Origin of the sequence: Chromobacterium sp. (genome assembly GCF_041912965.1) — a bacterium.
Taxonomy (GTDB): domain Bacteria; phylum Pseudomonadota; class Gammaproteobacteria; order Burkholderiales; family Chromobacteriaceae; genus Chromobacterium; species Chromobacterium aquaticum.
Window position 1 is genome coordinate 24391 of record NZ_JAYSGF010000009.1, and the last position, 18913, is coordinate 43303.

Here is an 18913-nt window from a genome sequence, read left to right on the forward strand (position 1 = left end):
ACTCGCTGTATGGCGGCAACGGCAACGACCTGCTGGAAGGCGGGGCGGGCGACGACGGGCTGTATGGCGAAGAAGGCAACGATACCCTGCGGGGTGGCGCAGGCAAGGACACGCTGTACGGCGGCAATGGCGCGGATCTGCTGGAAGGCGGTGACGGCGACGACGTGATCTACGGCGGTAGCGATGGCGGTAACTGGCGCGTTGAGGGTGATACCTTGCGTGGTGGCGCCGGCAACGACCAGCTGTTTGCCGGATGGAGAGGGTACGACAACGTGTTCGAAGGCGGCAGCGGCAACGACACGCTGACCGGCAGCTATGCGCGTGACACCTATCTGTTCAATCTGGGCGATGGTCAGGATGTCATCATCGACAAGGCGGATGCGGATATTGCGCGTGAGGAGTACCGCGATGAACTGCGCTTTGGCGCCGACATCAAGGAAAGCGATATCCAGGTGCTGCGCAGCGGCAACGACATGGTGTTCCGCCACGTCAATGGCCAGGACAGCGTGACGGTGAAGGACTGGTTCGCCGATCGAGTGTATTGGATCGAGCAGATCACCTTCGCTAGCGGCGTGAAGTGGACGGCGGATCAGTTGATGCAGCAGGGCGTGCCTTTGGTGGGTTCCGAACTGGGCGACACGCTGCGCGGCGGCAACGTCAATGACTGGATCCAGGGCAACGGCGGCAACGACTCGCTGTATGGCGGCAACGGCAACGACCTGCTGGAAGGCGGGGCGGGCGACGATGGGCTGTACGGAGAAGCGGGCAACGACACTTTGCGCGGTGGTCTCGGCAATGACGTGCTCGATGGTGGCGTCGGTGACGACACCTATCTGTTCGAGCGCGGCGATGGCCAGGACGGCATTACCGACGCTGGCGGCCAGGATGTGTTGAAGTTCGGCCAAGGCGTCAATGCCGACCAACTGTGGTTCAAGCGCCAGGGCGCCAGCCTGGAGGTCAGCGTGATCGGCACTGAGGACAAGGTGTCGATTAACAACTGGTTCGGCAATGCGGCGAACCAGATCGAGACCCTCCAGTCCGGCGACGGCAAGGCGCTGGCGGCTAGCCAGGTGCAGGCGTTGGTCAACGCAATGGCGGCGTTCAATCCGCCGACAGCGGGCCAGATCAACCTGCCGGACAACTACCAGGCGGCTTTGCAGCCAGTGTTGGCGTCCAGTTGGAAGTAAATCGCTGAGTTGAGCGCAGTAGACGGCCGGCCCCTGGGGGCCGGCTTTTTTCATGTCCTCAGAATGGGCAGGGGAGTGAAGCGGCCACCCAGCGCATTGTGGGCGTCCTTGCCCCACCAGCTCTGAATGGCGGTGGCGTAGACCTGGCGGAAGTCTATCGCGTAGGGCAGGTTGCCGTCGCTGACGCCGGCCAGTTGCGGACTCTGTCCGTACAGGCCGCCACGCACGCGCCCGCCGCTGGCGAAATGGACGTTGGCGGTGCCGTGGTCGGTGCCGCGGTTGCCGTTCTCGCGCGGGCGGCGGCCGAACTCGGCGTAGCTGAGCACCAGGGTGTCGTCCCAGCGTCCCTGTTGCTGCAATTGCGTGCGCAATAAGGCGATGCCATCGGCCAGCTCGGCAAGCAGACGCGCCTGGGTGGGCGGCTGGTTGCCGTGGGTGTCGAAGCCGGTCAGGGTGATGCGGGCCACGGCGATGGACACCCCGCGCGACAGGGTGTCGGCCAGGGTGGACACCGCTTGGGCGAAGGCGCCGGCCGGCCGGGGCGCCGCCATCGGCGAATCCGCCGCGGCTATCGGCTTGGCCGGCTGGCCCAGCTCGGCGGCGGCCTGACGGATATCGCCCTCCACCTTGAGAATGTGGCCCAGCGCGCCGCCAGTGCCGGCGTGCCCCTGATCCGCCGCCAGCTTGGCCTGGCGCGCGAAGTCCTGCGGGCTGGTCAGCACCACTGCGCGCGCGCCGCCGTCCAGCGGCCCCAGCACCTGGCTGGACAGCACCACGCCGTCGGCGGCGAAGTCGTGAGGCGTCGGCTGCTCACGGAACAGCCGGGTCAGCCAGCCCTCGCTCAGGTATTGCTGGCTACTGGATGCGGTTTCCCAGATTTCGATGGAACGGAAATGGGATAGATTGGGGTCGGGATAGCCGACGCCCTGCAGCACCGCCAGTTCCTGTTGCTGCCACAGCGGACGCAGGCTAGTCATGGCCGGGTGCAAGCCCACTTGCTCGCTCAGCGGGATCACCTGTTCGCGGGGAATGGCGATGCCGGGGCGCAGCCGGTAATAATCGGCGCTGGCGTAGGGTACCACGGTGTTGAGGCCGTCGTTGCCGCCCTTGAGCTCGATCAGCACCAGCAGGCGGCGGTAGCCGGCGGGCGCCAGCGCCCAGCTCAGATTGGGCAGTACCGAGACCATCAGGCCGCCGGCCATGGCTTTGAGGAATTGGCGTCGTTGGAACATGGCGGGAGCTCTCAATGGACTTGGTAAACCGGGTCCAGCAGCAGCGGAGCGATCGCTTGCGCGCCGCTGAGCGACTCGGGCAAAGGGTTGGCCGGCGGCAGCGCCAGCAGCAGCTTGGCGGAGTCCTGGGCGCTGCGCACCTGGTAGATGGCGCTCCATTCGTCCGGCTGCAGCTTGAGCGAGCGCAGGCCGGCGGCCACCAGCCGGTTGATGCGCGCCTCGCGGCCCTTCATTTCATCCATGCCGCCGTCCGGCAAGGCAAAAGCGTTGCGCGCCGGCGCGGCGTCGTGGGCGATGCGGTCAAGGAACTGCTTGCGGCTCAGCAAGGTGGCGCTATTGATCCAGGCCTCGCCGCCGGGCCAGCCCTTGACGTTGGGCGGCGCGAACACATCCTGGCCCAGTTGGCGGTTGAGGCCGGCCAGCGCGCGCCAGTCCTGCGGGCTGAGGTCGAAGGTGACCAGGGTGCCTATGGTCAGCTCCAGCGGCGATTTCACCAATTGGCCCTGGCTGCTCCAGAACTGCGGGCTCAGCAGCAAGGCGCGCAGCAAGGGCTTGATCTCGTAGCGGCTGTTGCGGAAGTTCCTGGCCAGCCGCTTGACGGCGGCCGGGTCGGGCTTGGGCGAGACAAAGGCCTTCCACAGCTTGGCGGTGATGAACTCGGCGGTGGCCGGTTGCTGCAGCAGCAGATCGAGCACGGCGTCGCCGTCGAAGTTGCCGCGCTGGCCGAAGATCAGCTTGTCGCCGTCGTCGTGCAGCTTGGGGCGATTGACGAAATGGTCGTCGCGGTCCAGGCCCCAGCCGGTAAAGGCGCGCGCGGCTTCGCGGATGTCCTGCTCGCTGTAATGGCCTTCGCCCAGAGTGAACAGCTCCATCACCTCGCGCGCGAAGTTCTCATTGGGCTGGCCCTTGCGGTTATTGGCGGTGTCCAGGTAACGCATCATCGCCGGGTCGCGGGCGACGGCGTGCAGCATTTCGCCGAAATTGCCCAGCGCATAGCGGCGCAGCAACAGGTTCTGCTGATACATCATTTGCGGCGAGCGCACCTTGTCCAGCGCGGACACGAAATGGTTGTGCCAGAACAAGGTCATTTTTTCGCTGAGCGGAGATGGGGTGTAGCGCATTTCGTTCAACCACCAGCCGCGTAGCTCCACCGCGTGTTCGGCGCGCAGTTTCTGCAACGCTTTCTTCTCGTCCTCGCTGAGATTGGCTTGGCCGGGGCGCTCGAAAGGCTCACCGGCCCAGCTTGGCGGCGGCGTGGCGGCGACGGCGCGGCTGCCCGCCAACAAGCGGTCCACCGCCGCCTCGCGGTCCAGCGGCGCGTAGACGGCGATCTGCGCCGGGTTGGCGCCGAAGCCGGTGCGGGACAGCAAGTGGCGCGCGCCGGCTTCGCCAATGCCGGCCTGGGCCAGCGCAGGCAGGATCAGCGCCGCCAACAGCCATCCGGCGGCCATGGCGCGGCGGCCGGCTTTGTGTGCTGCGCCGAAGTCTGCGGCGGTGCGTCGCCGCCGGTCCATCGTCAACATGAATTTCACGCCTGTTCTCCCCGCCGCGGTCAAGTATTGGCGAAAATGATGACTTCAGCTTAGAACGCGCATGTCATCGGCGTGTTAAGGCGCGGAGCCACTCTGTTAAGGATTGTTGGCTGTCAGCGGGCGGCCGCTGCGGTATACTGGCGCGCTGTCACCAGGGGTGCCCGCGGCGCGGGCTGAGAAAATACCCTGCAACCTGATCTGGGTCATGCCAGCGGAGGGAGCGTGATGCGCGGGTCTGGGTCCGCATTCCGCTTGCTCCGTCCTATCGTGTACGGAGATGTCCATGAAGCGCTTTTCCTCTTTGATAGCCGTCGCGCTGGCGGCATCCAGCCTGGCCGCGTCGGCGGCCGAGCTGCGCGTGCTGTCGCACAGTTCTTTCACCGTGTCCAAGCCCTTGCTGGCCGAGTTCGAGAAGCAGAACGGCGCCAAGGTGTCCATCATCAAGGCCGGCGATGCCGGCGAGATGTTGAACAAGCTGATTCTGACCAAGGCCAATCCCATCGCCGACGTGGTGTTCGGCATCGACAACAGCCTGATCGGCAAGGCGCAGCAGGCTGGCGTGTTGGCGCCGGTGCCGGCGGCGCTGGCCCAGGGCGGCAAGGCCGCCTTGCCCGGCGCGGTGAGCATAGACTACGGCTATGTCACCCTCAATTACGACAAGGCCTGGTTCGCCCAGCGCCAGCTGGCGTTGCCCAAGACGCTGGAGGATTTGACCAAGCCGGCCTACAAGAACCTGCTGGTGGTGCAGAATCCGGCCACGTCCAGCCCTGGTCTAGCCTTCCTGCTGTCCACCATCACCGCGATGGGCGAGGACAAGGCCTTCGCCTTCTGGGGCCGCTTGCGCGATAACGGGCTCAAGGTCAGCAAGGGCTGGAGCGAGTCCTATTACACCGACTTTTCCAAAAACGGCGGCAGTCGGCCGCTGGTGGTCAGCTATGCCACCAGCCCGGCCGCCGAAGTGTTCTACAGCAAGCAAAAGTTGAACGACGCGCCCACCGGCAATCTGCCGCTGAAGGGCGGGGTGTTCCGCCAGGTGGAGGGCGCGGCCCTGGTCAAGGGCGGCAAGGAAGCGGCGTTGGGCGAGAAGTTCATCGCCTTCCTGCGCTCCGAGGCGGTGCAGAAGGATGTGACCACCACCATGTGGATGTATCCGGTGATGGACAAGGTCAGTTTGGACCCGGTCTACCGTTTCGCGGAGCAGCCTGCCGCGCACGATACGCCGGACAGCAAGGTGATTGCCGAACGTTCGCGCCAGTGGGTGGCGCGCTGGACCCGAGTTGTGTTGAAAGGCGCTTGATGATTGCCGATATTGAATCGCCGCGCTTGCTGCTGCGGCACCTGGATCCGCGCGTACTGCGTTATTGCCTGGCCGGTGATCTGACGGCGGCGGCCGAGTTGTTGGGCACGCCGCCGGCGGCGGCATGGTTGGACGAACAAGCGCTGATGGCGCTGCGGCTGGACGATATCACCCAGGACCCGGCGTATGCGCCTTGGTCGGTGCGGGCCTTGTTGCGACGCGAGGACAGGGTGATGGTGGGGCATGCCAATTTCCACTCGCTGCCCGGTCATCCCTATCTGGGCGCTTATGGCGATGTCGAGCTCGGTTATACGATTTACCCGGACTTCCGGCGTCAGGGCTATGCGCGCGAGGCGGTGCTGGCGCTGGGCGGCTGGGCGGCGCAAGCCGGCGCGACGCGATTGGTGCTGTCGATCGCGCCGGACAATCTGCCGTCGCAGGCGCTGGCGGCTGGCCTGGGCTTCGCCAAGGTGGGGCAGAGCGCGGACGAGGAGGGGGTCGAGGACATCCTGAGCGCCTGCTGGCCATTGAAGGACGCGCGGTCTTGATCTTGAGTCGTCGGAGCCGCCTGCTGCTGGCGGCGCCCCCCTTGCTATTCTTGCTTTTGCTCTCACTGGCGCCGCTGGCGCGCTTGTTGCAGGAGGGCGGCCAGTGGTCACCAGGGCTGCTGCTGGACCCGTATTTGCAATGGCGGATGCTTTGGTCGATCTTGCAGGGCGCCGCCACCTGCCTGCTGGCGCTGTTGTTCGGCGTGCCGGCCGCCTGGGCGCTGGCGCGCTTTCACTTCATCGGGCGCAGCCTGGCGCTGCGCCTGCTGATGCTGCCCTTCGTGATGCCCACCCTGGTCGCCGGCGTCGGCGTGCTGGCGCTGTTCGGTCCGCAGGGCCTGAGCGGACTGAATCTGCAGGACACACCGTGGTTGTTGTTGTACGGCAATCTGTTCTTCAACCTGCCGCTGGTGGTGCGCGCGGCGGTGGACGGTTTCTCCCAGGTGCCGGCCAGCCGGCTGGCGGCGGCGCGCAGCCTGGGCGCCAGCCGCTGGCGCGCGTTCTGGCGCGTGGAGTGGCCGGCGGCGCTGCCCTGGCTGTTGCCCAATTTATGTCTGATTTTCCTGTATTGCTTCTCCGGCTTTGGCCTGGCCCTGTTGTTGGGCGGCCAGCGCTATGCCACGGTGGAAGTCGAGATTTATACGCTGGTGGCGTATGAACTGAACCTGGCGGACGCCGGCGCGCTGGCCTTGCTCAGCCTGCTGGTGGCCGGCGGCATCGCCGCCGTCTACGCCTGGCTGGAGGCGCGTCTGGGCGTGCCGGCGCGCAGCGAGCCGCTGCCGCCGGCGCCGGCACGGGCTTGGAGCGAGCGCGCCTGGGTGGCGGCGGCGCTGGCCATCCTGCTGCTTTTTGCCGGCCTGCCGCTGCTGGCGGTATTGTGGAAGGCGCTGTCCGCGCTGGATGGCCTGGCCGATCTATGGGATGAGGAACTGCGGCTGGCCTTGTTCAACTCGGCGCGCTTCACTGCGCTGACCGTGTTGCTGTCCGGCGTGCTGGGCCTGTGCCACGCGCTGGCCGCCGGGCGTTGGCTATGGCTGCGGGCAATGGCCTTTCTGCCCTTCGTGGTGTCGCCGGTATGCGTGGCTTTCGGCCTGTTGCTGCTGTATCCGCAATGGAGCGGGCAATTGCTGATCTTGCTGGCCGCCTATGTGCTGCTGGCCTATCCCTTTGTCGCCAAGGCGGCCGGAACCGCGCTGGATGCGATGCCGGCGCAGCTGGCGCAGGCGGCGCGTTCGCTGGGCGCCAGCCCCTGGCGCGCGTTCAGGCGAGTGATCTGGCCCTTGTTGCAACCCGCGTTGCGGCGTGGCCTGGCTTTCGCCGCCGCCACCGCGGTGGGCGAGTTCGCGGTGACGCTGTTCTTGTCGCGGCCGGAATGGCTGACGCTGACCACCTTGATTTACCAGAAGCTGGGACGGCCGGGTCAGGCCAATGCCGACGCGGCGATGCTGCTGTCCGGCCTGTTGATGCTGCTGGCGACACTGGCCTTCATCGTGATCGAAAGCGGAGCGAAGCGGCCGGAAGAGTTGGCGAAAGGAGACGAGCGTGCTTGAGCTCAGACAGATAGACAAGCGTTTCGGCGCGCGGGTGGCGGCGGATCAGCTGTCTTTGGAAGTGGCCGCCGGCGAGACGCTGGCCTTGCTGGGGCCGTCCGGCTGCGGCAAGAGCACCCTGCTCAAAATCATCGCCGGCCTGTTGCCGCTGGATGGCGGCAGCGTCCGCTTCGACGGCGAGGATATTACCGGCCAGCCGCCGGAGCGGCGCGGCTTTGCGCTGATGTTTCAGGATTTCGCGTTGTTTCCGCATTTGGATGTGCTGAACAATGTGATGTTCGGCCTGATCGAGCGTGGCGCGCCGCGGCGGACGGCGGCGGATGCCGCCACGGCCATGCTGGAGCGCCTGGGTCTGACCGGCTATCAGCGCCGCAAGGTATGGACGCTGTCCGGCGGCGAGCAGCAGCGGGTGGCCTTGGCGCGCGCCTTGGTCACCCAACCGCGGCTGCTGCTGCTGGACGAACCGTTTTCCAGCCTGGACGCGCATTTGCGTGCTCAGTTGCGGCAAGAATTCGCGCAATTGCTGGCTGATTCCGGCATGCCCGCCATCTTGGTCACCCATGACCGGGACGAGGCGTTCGCGATGGCGCAGCGGGTAGCGGTGCTGCGCCAGGGGCGGGTGGAGCAATGCGCGCCGCCGGCGCAGCTGCTGGCGCGGCCGGCCAGCGCCTGGCTGGCGCGCTTCATTGGCTACCAGAACGTGCTGGAGCGCGCGGTGGTGCCGGGCCACGCGCTGCTGCTGGGCCCGGAACAAGCGCCGGCGCGGATAGAGGCGCTGACGCAGTTGGCCGATGGCGTTGAATTGCGGGCGCGGGCCCAGGCCGGCGTGTTCAGCCTGGTGTTGTCCGCGCGCGAGGCGGCGGCGCTGGGCGCGGAGCTGCGCGTCGGCGGCCGTTTCGGCCTGGGCGTGGACGCCGCGGCGCTGATTCCCCTGCCGGCGGAGTCTAGCGCAGGCTCTTGATGCGCTGCTCCAGTTCGTCGAATTCCGGGCGCTCCGTCGAGTACAGCACTTTGCGGCCGAATTCGATGGCGCTGGGCGGCGGATAGCCCTGCATGCCGGCCAGGAGCACGGTCTTGATGCATTGCAGTTCCTTGCTGTCCTCATCCAGTTTCTGCTCCAGCAGGGCGCCCAGCGGCGATACCATGCCGTAGGACAGCAAGATGCCGAGGAAGGTGCCAACCAGGGCCGAGCCTATCATGCCGCCCAGCACCGCCGGCGGCGCGCCGACCGAAGCCATGGTGTTGACCACACCCAGCACCGCCGCGACGATGCCGAAGGCCGGCAGCGCATCGCCCAGGCGCTGGATGGCGGCGATGGGCGCCATGCCCTCCTGATGATGAGTGTCCAGTTCCACATCCATCAGGTTCTCGATTTCAAAGGCGTTCAGATTGCCGCTGACCATGATGCGCAGGTAATCGCGGATGAAGGCCAGGGCGTGGTGGTCATCGGCGATGGCCGGATACTTGCTGAAGATAGGGCTTTGCTGCGGCGTGTCGACATCGGCCTCCAGCGCCATCATGCCCTCCTTGCGCGCCTTGACCTGCAGTTCGTACAGCAAGCTGAGCAAATCCAGCGCGCGCGCCTTGCTGTGGCGCGAGCCCTTGAACGCAGCGGGCAGCGCGCGCGCCACCGCTTTCAAGGTCTTGGTCTGGTTGGCGACGATGAAGGCCCCGAGCGCGCCGCCCAGAATGGCCATCATCTCGGTGGGCATCGCGGAGAGAATGGCGCCGATGGCGCCGCCGTGAATCATAAAAGCGCCGAAGATCATGCCGATCACCACGACATAGCCAATGATTACATTCATAAGGGTTCCTAAGTGCCTATTCAAAGTCTCGCGAGCAAGAGCGAGACAAGGCGAAAACAGCTGAAGAAGCGGCATGTACAAGTGGTACATGGACATTCTGAATGCCGGTACTCTCCGTGCCACATCTCAACGAAGCGCAGCAGACCTTGAGTAGCCTCTAAAGCAGGGTCAGGCCGGTCTTGAAAGACCGTATGCGTTGGCCCGAGCGTGCGACACTGCGGGCCGTGATGCGGTATGACGGCGTTCAGGCGCGAGGGGGCCGGTGTGGAGGACGGTATGCGATCTTGGGCGGTTGCGACGGGCTAAAGGCCGGCCAGCCGGACCGAGCCGCCGCGCAGGGCAGCGCGGCGGCGCGGCTGGGCAGCGGCTGGCATTCGACGCAGCCATATGATTCACCCGCGCAATGGGTGTGGCCGGAGTGCGCCGCCAGCGCGGGTGCTTGGCTGAAGGCGTAGACGGCGGGCGCGCGGCGCGGCGCGCCGTCTATATAGGCCGAGGCTGCGCCCAGCGGCAGAGCCTGCCAGATCAGTAGCAGCAGCAAGGCCAGACAGGCGCTGGGGCTGAATGTCGAATATCGCAACTGGACGTTTCCCATGGGTCGCAGCGCAATCTAAAGCAGGATAAGTGGCCTGGCAAGCCTTGCGTGACCGCTACAGCTGATGTTTTTGGATTTTATGTTAATTATATGGCATCAATCATGCATTTTATGTAATTGGAACTCTTTATTGGGTTAAAAGCTCTATCCGCGGTGCCGGCGGCTAGATTGGCTTGCGCCGGACATGGTCTTGATGAGGTCAATGTAAATGAGCAGTAGAAGACAAGTTTTGGTTTGGACTGGGATTTTGCCGCTACTGGCGCCTTTGGCTGTCGGCGCCTTGAGCACCGGCTGCGCCAGCGCTGGCGCGGTGGTGAAGAAATATCGGATCGATGCCAGCCTGCGTTCGGAGAGCCAGGATTCCCGAGTGCGCAATCTGGTGCTTCACTATACGGCGCTGCCGACTGGCGCATCGTTGGAACAGCTGACCAATGGCGAGCATGGCGCCAGTGCGCACTACTTGGTGCCGGATGGCGGATTGCTGGAGGCTGGCACGGTGTACCAGCTGGTGCCGGAGGAGCGGCGCGCCTGGCATGCCGGACGCAGCTATTGGCAAGGCGACCGGTTGATCAACTCCAGCTCCATCGGCATCGAGATTGTGAATCAGGGTTATCCATCGCCGGAGCAAGATGATCTCCCCCTGATGCAGCGGCGCTGGTTCGACTTCGAGCCCGCGCAGATCGCCGTGGTGGCGCAACTGGCGGCGGACATCATCGCGCGGCATCAGATTCTGCCGCACAAGGTGGTGGGCCATTCCGACGTGTCGCCGGGCCGCAAGGTGGATCCAGGGCCGTTGTTCCCATGGGAGCGCTTGTATCGCGAGCATCACATCGGCGCATGGCCGGAGCGCGAGGCGGTTGAGTACTACCGGCGTCTGGCACCCTATTGCGGCGACGTGCGCGATTTGCAAAAGCGTTTGCTGGACTATGGTTATGAGGCGCCGCAAACCGGGGTGCTGGATAAAGAAAGCCAGGATGTGGTGGCGGCCTTCCAGATGCATTTCCGGCCTGCGCGCTATGACGGCGTGCCGGATGCGGAAACCTCGGCAATCCTGGACGCCTTGCTGGAGAAGTACTTCAAGCGGTCGCGGCCGGGGCGGGCACGTGAACAGCAGCCGGCCGCGGCGCCGAGGAAAGACAACGGCAAGGGCAGTGACAGCTGGCCGTTGACGCCCTAAAAACCTGTTCAAAGTCTGCCGCGCGCCGTGAGACGCGATATGGCGAGTAAGTCTGGTCGCTTTGCCTCGCGCTTGCTCGCAAGGCTTTGGACTGAGCCAAGCCGGTGTTCGAATCACGGGCTTTCGGCCGGGCCGCCTGAAACCGCGGCGGCTATCTCTACTACAGACCCGCCATGTCTCGGGCGGGCTGGCATTTACAGCGAGGCCGCGGGCAGCCGTTGACTGAGCGCTCGGTTTGCCTTCCTCCTCTTCCTCGCTTTCCCTGTGCTTTAGTTTTGTTTGTGCCATAACAAAATCAGGCCTGTCCTTGATCCCGTGTTGAGAGTTGGAAGCTGATTTCCCCATATTATCAATTATCTATTCTAAAACTTGCTCTTATTAATAAGCATTTGTTACTTCTGAATCCAATTAATTTGTAATAAAAACTATCAAATAGTGCTTCCAATTTAAATGCTGCATGTACTAGAATGCAATTAAGGCAGTTGATGTTACTAAACAAGCCTTAATTTACTGGTAATTTGTTTAAAATAGTGAGATTGGAAAGGAAGGTCGAACATGAAACGTCTGCACGCACTTGGACTGGCTGCCTTGGTTTCGGCTTTTTCTTCCGCTGCATTCGCCCAAGGCGGCGAGGTGTACTTCTACGGTGCCATCGTTGAAGGTGGCTGCAGCGCTCAAACCCACGAACTGGCCAGAGCCGACACGGCCCGAGCCAAGCCGGCGCTTGAACTCAAGGAATGCGCCAGCCCAGCCAAGCTGACGCTGGATAGCGAAGCCGGCGCGCAGCAAGCCCAGATCGCCAGCTTGAACGTGCGCAAAGGCGAGAACCAGTTCAGCAGCCGCGAGTTGTTGCGCGGCGCCACAGCCCACGCGGGCGCGGTCAAGTTGCTGGTCAACTACTTCTGATCATAGCCGCGCCGGTATCGGTGCTGAGCTAGCTCAAACAATATCCGGAAACCCATATGGCATTGTCCATGTGGGTTTTTTCCATTCAAAGTGTTGTTTTCTTGCAAATATCGCTTAAACCTTAACAACTCCCTGAAGTAAAACAATTATTCATTATTGATTTATCAAGTTGTTTAAAGTCCATGTGTATCTTTTTGTACATATTTGTAAGTAAAAATTTAATATGAAACAAAAAAATCTACGCAATGTGGCGGCTTGATACTATGCGTCCGTGTTCCAGTTCTGCGCGTCAGCACTGGCGGATAGCCCGCTGCGCGGCATGCGAAGCTGCTATGCGGTTTTGAGAATGATTACCTTTGTTTGGAGTCTATAAAAGTCATGAAAAAGTTTGTTTTTGCCGGTTCCCTGATGGCTGTTGCTGCTTCCTCTATTTTCGCTGCCGCTGGCACTCTCGACGTTAACGGCGAAATCGTAACTTCCGCTTGCGGTCTGGATCCGCAAAGCTCCAAGCTGGTGGTTGACCTGGGCAAAGTGCCGGTGCACGTGTTCAAGAAAGTGGGCGACCGTTCCGCTCCGCAAAACTTTGAAATGAAGCTGACCGATTGCGAACTGGGCACCCTGAAGACCGTTGCCGTCCGCTTCGCTGGCGCCTCCGCTGGCAACAAAGAACTGATGGCCACCACCGGCACCGCCAAGGGCGTGGGCGTGCGTCTGCAGAACTCCACCGGCGCGCTGCTGAAACTGGGCGAGTACGGCAGCCCGATCAACCTGGTTGACGGCACCAACACCCTGCGTTTCACCGCCGCTTACGAAGCTGACGGCTCCGCTGCCGGCGACGCTACCGTTAGCGCGGGTACTGCGAATGGTCATGCCGAATTCGACCTGCAATACAAGTAAGCCGCAGGCGTTCCATTACGGAGCATCGCTATGTTCCGGTCTTTGTTTCCTTGTGCCCTGACGGTCTGAATCCATAAGTGATTCCCGGCCTGGTTTGTCCGCTGTCAGCAATGAGTAGTCTGCAAACCAGGGCATGAGGCTGATACCTCGTATCTCCAATGGCGGTCATTTCTCTGCATGGGCGAAAGCGCGTGTGGCGCAGGACCTTTGCCATCGCGGCGTGCGCGCCGTTTCCGAGCTTCATCTTTTTCTTAAGATCCAAGGGATAACTGGCAGGCATGAACAAGCTTCGCACTCACATCGTGGCAGTCGCACTGGCGTTGACGCCTTGCTTCGCGTATGCGGTGGAGTTCAACGACGCCTTCTTGCAGCTGGAGCCCAATAGCAGCGTCAATCTCGAGCAGTTCGAGAAAGCCGGTTACATCGTTCCCGGCCGCTACATCGTCGATATCTACCTGAATCAGCGTTTTCTGCAGCAGCTTGAGCTCAATTTCCGGGCGGAAGGCCAGGAAGGGGATGTGCGCCCCTGTCTGCCGCCGGAACTGATCCGATTGCTGGGCCTGCGTCCGGGCATTGTCTGGCCGCAAGAGGCCGAGTGCGTGGACTTGCCGGCGATCAGCGCGGCCAAGGTGCGTTATTCCAAGAGCAGCGGTCGCCTGGATATATCGGTTCCGCAGGCGGAACTGGCCTACCGCGACGACGATTACGCGCCGCCTGAGACCTGGAGCGACGGCGTGCCGGCGGCCATGCTCGATTACCGCCTGTTCTACCAGCGCACCGATAACGGTCTGGGCACGAGCAGCAGCAAGGTCACCAGCTACGGCGTGGCCGGCGCGAATGCCGGCCCGTGGCGCCTGCGTTCCAACTACCAGTTCGACAATAGTATTTCCAATGGCAGCAAGCTGAAGTGGAACTACACCCAGGTGTACCGCGATCTGCGCAGCCTGCAGGCGCGGCTCGCCTTTGGCGAAGTCTTCAAGACTTCGGATATTTTCGACGCCTTCTCCATGCGCGGCGTCACGCTGTCCAGCGATGAGCGGATGATTCCGCAGAGCCTGCGCGGCTATGCGCCGCAGGTCAACGGCGTGGCCAAGACCAATGCCAAGGTGACCATCCGCAACCAGGGCCGCGTGTTGTACACCACCAATGTGCCGCCGGGGCCGTTCGTGATCCGCGATCTGAACAGCACCACCCAGGGTCAGTTGGAAGTGACGGTGGAGGAGGCCGACGGCAGCAAGCAGGTGTTCTCGGTCAACACCACGTCGGTGCCCTTCCTGACCCGCAAGGGCATGTTGCGTTACAAGGCGGGCCTGGGGCAGGCGGATCAGAGTCGTAGTTCGGCCAAGCCCAATATCGGCACCGGCGAAATCTCCTACGGCTTGACCGACACCTTGTCGGTGTACAGCGGTTTCATCGCTTCGGCGGATTACCGCTCGCTGGCTTTCGGTTTCGCCAAGGATGTCGGCAGCTGGGGCGCGTTGTCGGCGGACGTGACTCAGGCCAATGCGCATCTGCGCAACGGGCAAGATACCTCCGGGCGCTCTTACCGCTTCAACTACGCGAAAAAACTGGAACGCCTGGACGCGGACGTGCGCTTGTTCGGCTATCGCTTTTCCGACCGCAACTTCCGCTCGCTCGGCCAATATCTGAACAATCTGGACGGTTTGACCGATTACAACGACAAGCAGCGCGTAGGCCTGACCGCCAGCAAGTCCTTTGGTCGCACCACGCTGTATCTGTCGGCGGAAAAGTCCACTTACTGGAACGCCGCGGCCAGCCAGCGCGTGGATATGTCGCTGAACCGCGACCTGGACATCGGCCCGCTGCGCAATGTCAGCGTCAACCTGTCGCTGCAGTCGGTGCGCGACCAGAGCGGCAATAGCTCGCGGGTGTACCTGAGTCTGAGCATGCCGCTGGAAAACAACCGCCGCATCAATTACGACCTGCAACAGAGCGCCGGCAGCACCAGCCATCGCGTCGGCTTCTCCGACAGCAGCCGGCCCAACCACAATTACAGCATGTCGGTCAGCACCGACAGCCAGACCGGCAAACCGACGCTGGCCGGCGACTATCATTACACCGGCGGCGTGCTGCAGGCGGACGCGTCCGCCAGCAAGCAGCAAGGTGGTTACAGCAGCCTGTCGGCGGGCATGGGCAGCTCGCTGGTATTGCACGCCGGTGGCCTGACCATGGGCAACGCCTCTTCCGGCGAAACCCGCCTGCTGGTGAACGCCGACGGCGTCGCCCAAGTGCCGGTGTACGGCAGCGGCGCGCTGACCGATCGCAATGGCTACACCATGCTCTCCGGCATGGGGCCGTATCTGAGCCAGGATGTGCGCCTGGACGCCGACAATATGCCGGACTCGGTGGAGGCCAGCGCGGTGGTGCGTCGCGTGGTGCTGACCGAGGGCGCGGTGGGCAAGGCCGAGTTCCCGGTCAAGGTTGGCCGCAAGGCGTTGCTGACGGTAAGGCTGCCGGATGGCAAAATGCCGCCTCTTGGCGCGGCGGTGACCGACCTCGCGACCAAGCACGATGTCGGCATGGTGGGTGACAACGGCCTGACCTATGTCACCGGCCTGAGCGCCTCCGCGCAGCTGGAAATCAGCTGGGGGCAGCAAAGCTGCCGCCTGGAAGCGCTGCCGGCCGACTACGACTTGAGCCAGGGCGGACGCGATGCGCTGTGCGCACCGCTGGCGAAATAAACAAGGAATCCAATATGAACACATTGCAACGCGGCCTGGGCCTGCTCGCCGCCCTGGCGCTGCCGCTGGCAGCCCAGGCCAATATCCTGCTGGACCGCACCCGGGTGATCTACCTGGAACAGGACAAGAACGTCAGCATGGTGCTGACCAACAAGAACCCGGACCAGCCCTATCTGGTGCAGTCCTGGCTCAGCGATGGCGCCGGCAAGAAGCTGGGTTCGCCCTTCCTGGTGCTGCCGCCCTTGCAGCGCATCGAAGCGGGCGAGAAGGGCGTGATCCGCTTGAGCCGGATTCCCGACAACAGCCTGCCGGCCGATCGTGAGTCGCTGTTCTATCTGAATGTGCAGGAAATTCCGCCCAAGAGCGACAAGGACAATGTGTTGCAGCTGGCGATCAAGTCGCGGATCAAGGTTTTCTACCGTCCCAAGGCGGCGCAGCTGCCGCGTGGCGACAACCCGGCCAACAAACTGCAACTGAGTCATGCCGACGGCAAGCTGGTGTTCAAGAATCCAAGTCCTTATCACATCACCTTGATCGGCATGAGCTTGCCGGGCGAGAAGACGCCACGAGACCTGGATGGCCTGATGGTGCCGCCGCAAGGCGAGGCCTCGTATGCGCTGAAGTCGCTGCCGGCCAGCCTGAAACTGACCAATATCAATGATTACGGCGCGCAGGACACTTACACCTTCGTCTGCGCGAACCAGGCGTGCAGCTACCGCGAAGACAAGCCGCAGTAAGCACGGGCATTCAGGGGAGAGCCATGTTGAATCGACGATTGCCGCGCCTGGCGCTGATGCTGGCCCTGGCAGCGCTGCCGGCGCTGAGCCATGCGCTGGCTTGCAAGGAGAACGGGCGTGATGGCCAAGTGCTGATCACCGAGGACATCGGTTCCACGGTGGCGGTGCCGGTCACGCTGGGCGAGGGCGAGATCATCTGGCACTCCAGCCAGCGTTCTGTCAGCGTGTCCTGCTATAAGGACCACGACGGACTCCGTAATGCCGAGGATGTGTTTTTCTACCCGAATCCGCGTAATAACAGCGCGCCGCAAGGGGTGAAGTTCGGGGTGATGTACAACGGCCAGGCCTATTTCGATCCCAAGCAGCGAATCGCCACCGGCAAGACGATTCCGGCTTGTCCCAAGAAGGATTATCCGGATATCAAGAACTGCCCGACCACCGATTTCAACCTGGACTTCCAGGTGGTGATCGCCACCAAGCCCAAGTATCCGGGCAGCGGCAATGTCGGCGTGACGCAGTTTGAAGTGATGCAGTTCGACGGGGTCGGCGGCATCAACGATATCAAGGGCAGCAATCTGGTGTACAAGGTCACCGGCCTGGACAAGATCCGCTTCATCCAGTGCGCGGTCAAGGTGGCGCTGAACCCGGCCAGCAATACCCTGGATTTCGGCCGCATCACCAAGACCGACAAGGGCCTCAATCCGGCGGTGCCGCGCAAGGATTTTTCCCTGAGCCTGGAAAAAACCTGTGACGATCCGGTCAAGGTCAACGGCTATTTCCGCGGGGTGAACGGCAAGGTGGACGATTACACCGCGCGCCTGGTCAGGAAGGGCGGGGACAAGGACAGCGGCCTGGGTCTGCAACTGTTCTTCGGCGATGGGCGCAAGCTGCGTTTCGATCAGTCCGAATATCTTGCCGACTTCCGCAAAGGCGACCGGCAGAAGATCGTGCCGATGTACGGCACCATCGTGCCTAGCAATCTGGGGCAGGTGGAAGAAGGGCCGTTCACCGGCAGAGTCAATATTGATCTGGACTACCTCTGAGCGTCAGGCTCGGAGGCCTAGGATGGCAGGAGAGGATAGAGAATGAAACCTTGGGCATATTTGCTGGCGCTGCTGTGCGCGGCGCCGCTGGCGCAGGCTGCCGATGGCATGCTGGATGTGTATGGCGAACTGGTGATGAGCGCCTGCGGACTGGACCCGAACTCCCAAAGGCTGGAAGTGGGGCTGGGTCTGGTGTCCTCGCAGATGTTCAAGCGCATCGGAGATCGCTCGCAGCCGGTGCCGTTCAATATCCGCCTGACCGAGTGCTCGATAGACACGCTGACCACGGTGGCGGTGCGCTTCTCCGGCGCGCCGGACCAGGAAAATCGCGCGCTGATGGCGATCACCGGCAGCGCGGAAGGCGTCGGCATACGGCTGCAGTCGCCCACGGGCAGCGATATTGTGCTGGGCGAATACTCTCCGCTGGTCAATCTGACCAATGGCAGCAACAGCCTGCGTTTCAACGCGATGTATGAATCGACTCGAGGCCCGGCGGTGCAGGGGCAGCCGGGCGGCATTCAGCCGGGTTCGGCCAACGGCCTGGCGCAGTTCGACCTGCGTTATATGTAAGCTGCCAAAGTCATAAACACAGCCCTGTCATCGCTAGACGGCAGGGCTGTTTTGGTTTCGGGCGGAGCTCAGCCGGCCAGCCAACTGCCAGGGTGCGCCTCCAGCCAGGTCTTGATGCTCTTGGCGTCGTTGACGCGGGCGGCGCTGCCGCCGGCGGCCAGCAGCACGATGATCAGCGGCTGCGAGCCCACCGTGGCCTGCAGCACCATGCAGCGGCCGGCCTCCTGGATGTAGCCGGTCTTCTGCAGCGAGATATCCCAATCGCCCTCGCGCACCAGCGCATTGCTGTTCTTGTATTGCAGCACGCGGCGGCTGACCGACTGGATCTGATGTTTCTCGGTGGTGGTGAAGGCGCGGATCAAGGGATAGCCGTGCGCGGCGCGCACCATGCGCGCCAAGTCGGCGGCGGTGGAGGTGTTGCGCATGTCCAGCCCGGTGGCGTCATGGAATATGGTTTCGGTCATGCCCAGGCTGCGCGCCTTGCGGTTCATGCGTTCAACAAAGGTGGCGGTGCCGCCCGGCAACGCGGTGCGGGCCAGCGTGGCTGCGGCGCGGTTTTCCGACGACATCAAGGCCAGCAGCAGCATTTCCTTGCGGCTGAGCGTGGTGCCCACCGCCAGGCGGGAAGAGGTGTTCTTCACCCGGTCGATCTCGGCTTCGGATACCGTCACCTCCTGGTCCAGCGAGGCGCCGGAATCCAATAGCACCATCGCCGTCATCAGCTTGGTGATGGAGGCTATGGGCATGCGTTGATGGATATTCTTCTGATACAGCGGTTCACCGGTAATGCCATTAAGCACCAGCACCGAATGAGAACTCAGTCGCGGCGCGGCCTGGTCGGCCATCTGAGTGGCCACCATCACGCCGGACGGCGAACCTGCCAGCACCGGCATGGCTAAGGCCGCGGATACCAGCAGGCTTGCAATTTTCTTGATCATGCGTCACTCCAGGGAGAGCGGATTTTAACGAAACTTGGACTGAATAAATAAACCTTCGGCATATTAGCGGCAAGGCATGGATTTATATCAGTCTGACTGTATTTTAAACAATGTTTTGACTGTGTATAGCCTGAATCGCGGCTTTTTTATAGGGCACGGTAACGGGGGTGTGAATGGCGGCCGAAGCGCGTAGAATC

Annotated in this window: 17 protein-coding genes and 1 riboswitch; of the genes, 12 read left to right on the forward strand and 5 right to left on the reverse strand. The window is 62.9% G+C overall.

Annotated elements, in window-relative coordinates; all coding sequences use genetic code 11:
- Window positions 1–1187 (forward strand): calcium-binding protein (locus ACE3QM_RS06630; protein WP_374421073.1); only part of this gene is annotated, 1187 nt, incomplete at its 5' end.
- A gap of 50 nt (window positions 1188–1237) precedes the next feature.
- Here ACE3QM_RS06630 and ACE3QM_RS06635 read toward each other — a convergent pair.
- Together ACE3QM_RS06635 and ACE3QM_RS06640 are read right to left on the reverse strand one after the other, a co-directional pair.
- The gene (locus ACE3QM_RS06635) at window positions 1238–2419 is read right to left on the reverse strand and encodes a DUF1501 domain-containing protein (protein ID WP_048410191.1); all 1182 of its coding nucleotides are present in this window, start codon (window positions 2417–2419) and stop codon (window positions 1238–1240) included.
- 11 nt (window positions 2420–2430) lie between these two features.
- Complete coding sequence (locus ACE3QM_RS06640) at window positions 2431–3942, reverse strand: DUF1800 family protein (RefSeq protein WP_374421197.1); 1512 nt, start codon at window positions 3940–3942, stop codon at window positions 2431–2433.
- 152 nt (window positions 3943–4094) lie between these two features.
- Window positions 4095–4189, forward strand: a riboswitch (TPP riboswitch).
- A gap of 45 nt (window positions 4190–4234) precedes the next feature.
- Here ACE3QM_RS06640 and ACE3QM_RS06645 point away from each other — a divergent pair.
- Genes ACE3QM_RS06645 through ACE3QM_RS06660 form a run of 4 tightly spaced genes read left to right on the forward strand, consistent with a single transcriptional unit; the run spans window position 4235 to window position 8307 of the window.
- On the forward strand, window positions 4235–5248 hold the full coding sequence (locus tag ACE3QM_RS06645) for a thiamine ABC transporter substrate binding subunit (protein WP_374421075.1): 1014 nt from the start codon (window positions 4235–4237) through the stop codon (window positions 5246–5248).
- Window positions 5248–5796, forward strand: a complete 549-nt coding sequence (locus ACE3QM_RS06650; protein ID WP_231461638.1) for a GNAT family N-acetyltransferase — start codon at window positions 5248–5250, stop codon at window positions 5794–5796. Before ACE3QM_RS06645 ends, ACE3QM_RS06650 begins: the two co-directional genes overlap by 1 nt.
- The gene (locus ACE3QM_RS06655) at window positions 5793–7346 is read left to right on the forward strand and encodes an ABC transporter permease (protein WP_374421078.1); all 1554 of its coding nucleotides are present in this window, start codon (window positions 5793–5795) and stop codon (window positions 7344–7346) included. Before ACE3QM_RS06650 ends, ACE3QM_RS06655 begins: the two co-directional genes overlap by 4 nt.
- Window positions 7339–8307: an ABC transporter ATP-binding protein gene (locus ACE3QM_RS06660; RefSeq protein WP_374421080.1), complete on the forward strand. Its 969-nt coding sequence runs from the start codon at window positions 7339–7341 to the stop codon at window positions 8305–8307. The genes ACE3QM_RS06655 and ACE3QM_RS06660 overlap by 8 nt, the downstream gene beginning before the upstream one ends.
- Here ACE3QM_RS06660 and motA read toward each other — a convergent pair.
- Complete coding sequence (motA, locus tag ACE3QM_RS06665) at window positions 8291–9151, reverse strand: flagellar motor stator protein MotA (protein WP_374421082.1); 861 nt, start codon at window positions 9149–9151, stop codon at window positions 8291–8293. The genes ACE3QM_RS06660 and motA overlap by 17 nt on opposite strands.
- A gap of 244 nt (window positions 9152–9395) precedes the next feature.
- Window positions 9396–9731, reverse strand: a complete 336-nt coding sequence (locus ACE3QM_RS06670) for a hypothetical protein (RefSeq protein WP_374421084.1) — start codon at window positions 9729–9731, stop codon at window positions 9396–9398.
- Between the two features lie 262 nt (window positions 9732–9993).
- Here ACE3QM_RS06670 and ACE3QM_RS06675 point away from each other — a divergent pair, with 262 nt between their 5' ends.
- From ACE3QM_RS06675 to ACE3QM_RS06705, 7 genes are all read left to right on the forward strand, one after another.
- Entirely contained in the window at window positions 9994–10923 is a 930-nt protein-coding gene (locus tag ACE3QM_RS06675; protein WP_374421086.1) for an N-acetylmuramoyl-L-alanine amidase, read from the forward strand.
- A 555-nt stretch (window positions 10924–11478) separates the two neighbouring features.
- The gene (locus ACE3QM_RS06680) at window positions 11479–11829 is read left to right on the forward strand and encodes a hypothetical protein (protein ID WP_374421088.1); all 351 of its coding nucleotides are present in this window, start codon (window positions 11479–11481) and stop codon (window positions 11827–11829) included.
- Between the two features lie 378 nt (window positions 11830–12207).
- Window positions 12208–12726, forward strand: coding sequence for a fimbrial protein (locus tag ACE3QM_RS06685; protein ID WP_048410197.1), 519 nt, complete (start codon window positions 12208–12210; stop codon window positions 12724–12726).
- Window positions 12727–13004: 278 nt separating this feature from the next.
- Window positions 13005–15428 (forward strand): fimbria/pilus outer membrane usher protein, encoded by a 2424-nt coding sequence (locus tag ACE3QM_RS06690; RefSeq protein WP_231462232.1) that lies wholly within the window; start codon window positions 13005–13007, stop codon window positions 15426–15428.
- Between the two features lie 14 nt (window positions 15429–15442).
- Window positions 15443–16165, forward strand: coding sequence for a molecular chaperone (locus ACE3QM_RS06695; protein WP_374421091.1), 723 nt, complete (start codon window positions 15443–15445; stop codon window positions 16163–16165).
- 23 nt (window positions 16166–16188) lie between these two features.
- A complete protein-coding gene (locus ACE3QM_RS06700; protein WP_156183872.1) occupies window positions 16189–17208 on the forward strand; it encodes a fimbrial protein in 1020 nt (339 codons plus the stop codon).
- 42 nt (window positions 17209–17250) lie between these two features.
- Window positions 17251–17778, forward strand: coding sequence for a fimbrial protein (locus ACE3QM_RS06705; protein ID WP_374421093.1), 528 nt, complete (start codon window positions 17251–17253; stop codon window positions 17776–17778).
- 68 nt (window positions 17779–17846) lie between these two features.
- Here ACE3QM_RS06705 and ACE3QM_RS06710 read toward each other — a convergent pair whose 3' ends face one another.
- Window positions 17847–18716 (reverse strand): serine hydrolase, encoded by an 870-nt coding sequence (locus tag ACE3QM_RS06710; RefSeq protein WP_048410202.1) that lies wholly within the window; start codon window positions 18714–18716, stop codon window positions 17847–17849.
- Between the last annotated feature and the right edge of the window lie 197 nt (window positions 18717–18913).

What these genes read in the sequence shown, in the direction of transcription:
- ACE3QM_RS06635 (WP_048410191.1), bottom strand. Translation starts at nt 2,419, where the DNA reads ATGTTCCAACGACGCCAATTCCTCAAAGCCATGGCCGGCGGCCTGATG.
- ACE3QM_RS06640 (WP_374421197.1), bottom strand. Translation starts at nt 3,942, where the DNA reads ATGTTGACGATGGACCGGCGGCGACGCACCGCCGCAGACTTCGGCGCA.
- ACE3QM_RS06645 (WP_374421075.1), top strand. Translation starts at nt 4,235, where the DNA reads ATGAAGCGCTTTTCCTCTTTGATAGCCGTCGCGCTGGCGGCATCCAGC.
- ACE3QM_RS06650 (WP_231461638.1), top strand. Translation starts at nt 5,248, where the DNA reads ATGATTGCCGATATTGAATCGCCGCGCTTGCTGCTGCGGCACCTGGAT.
- motA (WP_374421082.1), bottom strand. Translation starts at nt 9,151, where the DNA reads ATGAATGTAATCATTGGCTATGTCGTGGTGATCGGCATGATCTTCGGC.
- ACE3QM_RS06680 (WP_374421088.1), top strand. Translation starts at nt 11,479, where the DNA reads ATGAAACGTCTGCACGCACTTGGACTGGCTGCCTTGGTTTCGGCTTTT.
- ACE3QM_RS06685 (WP_048410197.1), top strand. Translation starts at nt 12,208, where the DNA reads ATGAAAAAGTTTGTTTTTGCCGGTTCCCTGATGGCTGTTGCTGCTTCC.
- ACE3QM_RS06690 (WP_231462232.1), top strand. Translation starts at nt 13,005, where the DNA reads ATGAACAAGCTTCGCACTCACATCGTGGCAGTCGCACTGGCGTTGACG.
- ACE3QM_RS06695 (WP_374421091.1), top strand. Translation starts at nt 15,443, where the DNA reads ATGAACACATTGCAACGCGGCCTGGGCCTGCTCGCCGCCCTGGCGCTG.
- ACE3QM_RS06700 (WP_156183872.1), top strand. Translation starts at nt 16,189, where the DNA reads ATGTTGAATCGACGATTGCCGCGCCTGGCGCTGATGCTGGCCCTGGCA.
- ACE3QM_RS06705 (WP_374421093.1), top strand. Translation starts at nt 17,251, where the DNA reads ATGAAACCTTGGGCATATTTGCTGGCGCTGCTGTGCGCGGCGCCGCTG.
- ACE3QM_RS06710 (WP_048410202.1), bottom strand. Translation starts at nt 18,716, where the DNA reads ATGATCAAGAAAATTGCAAGCCTGCTGGTATCCGCGGCCTTAGCCATG.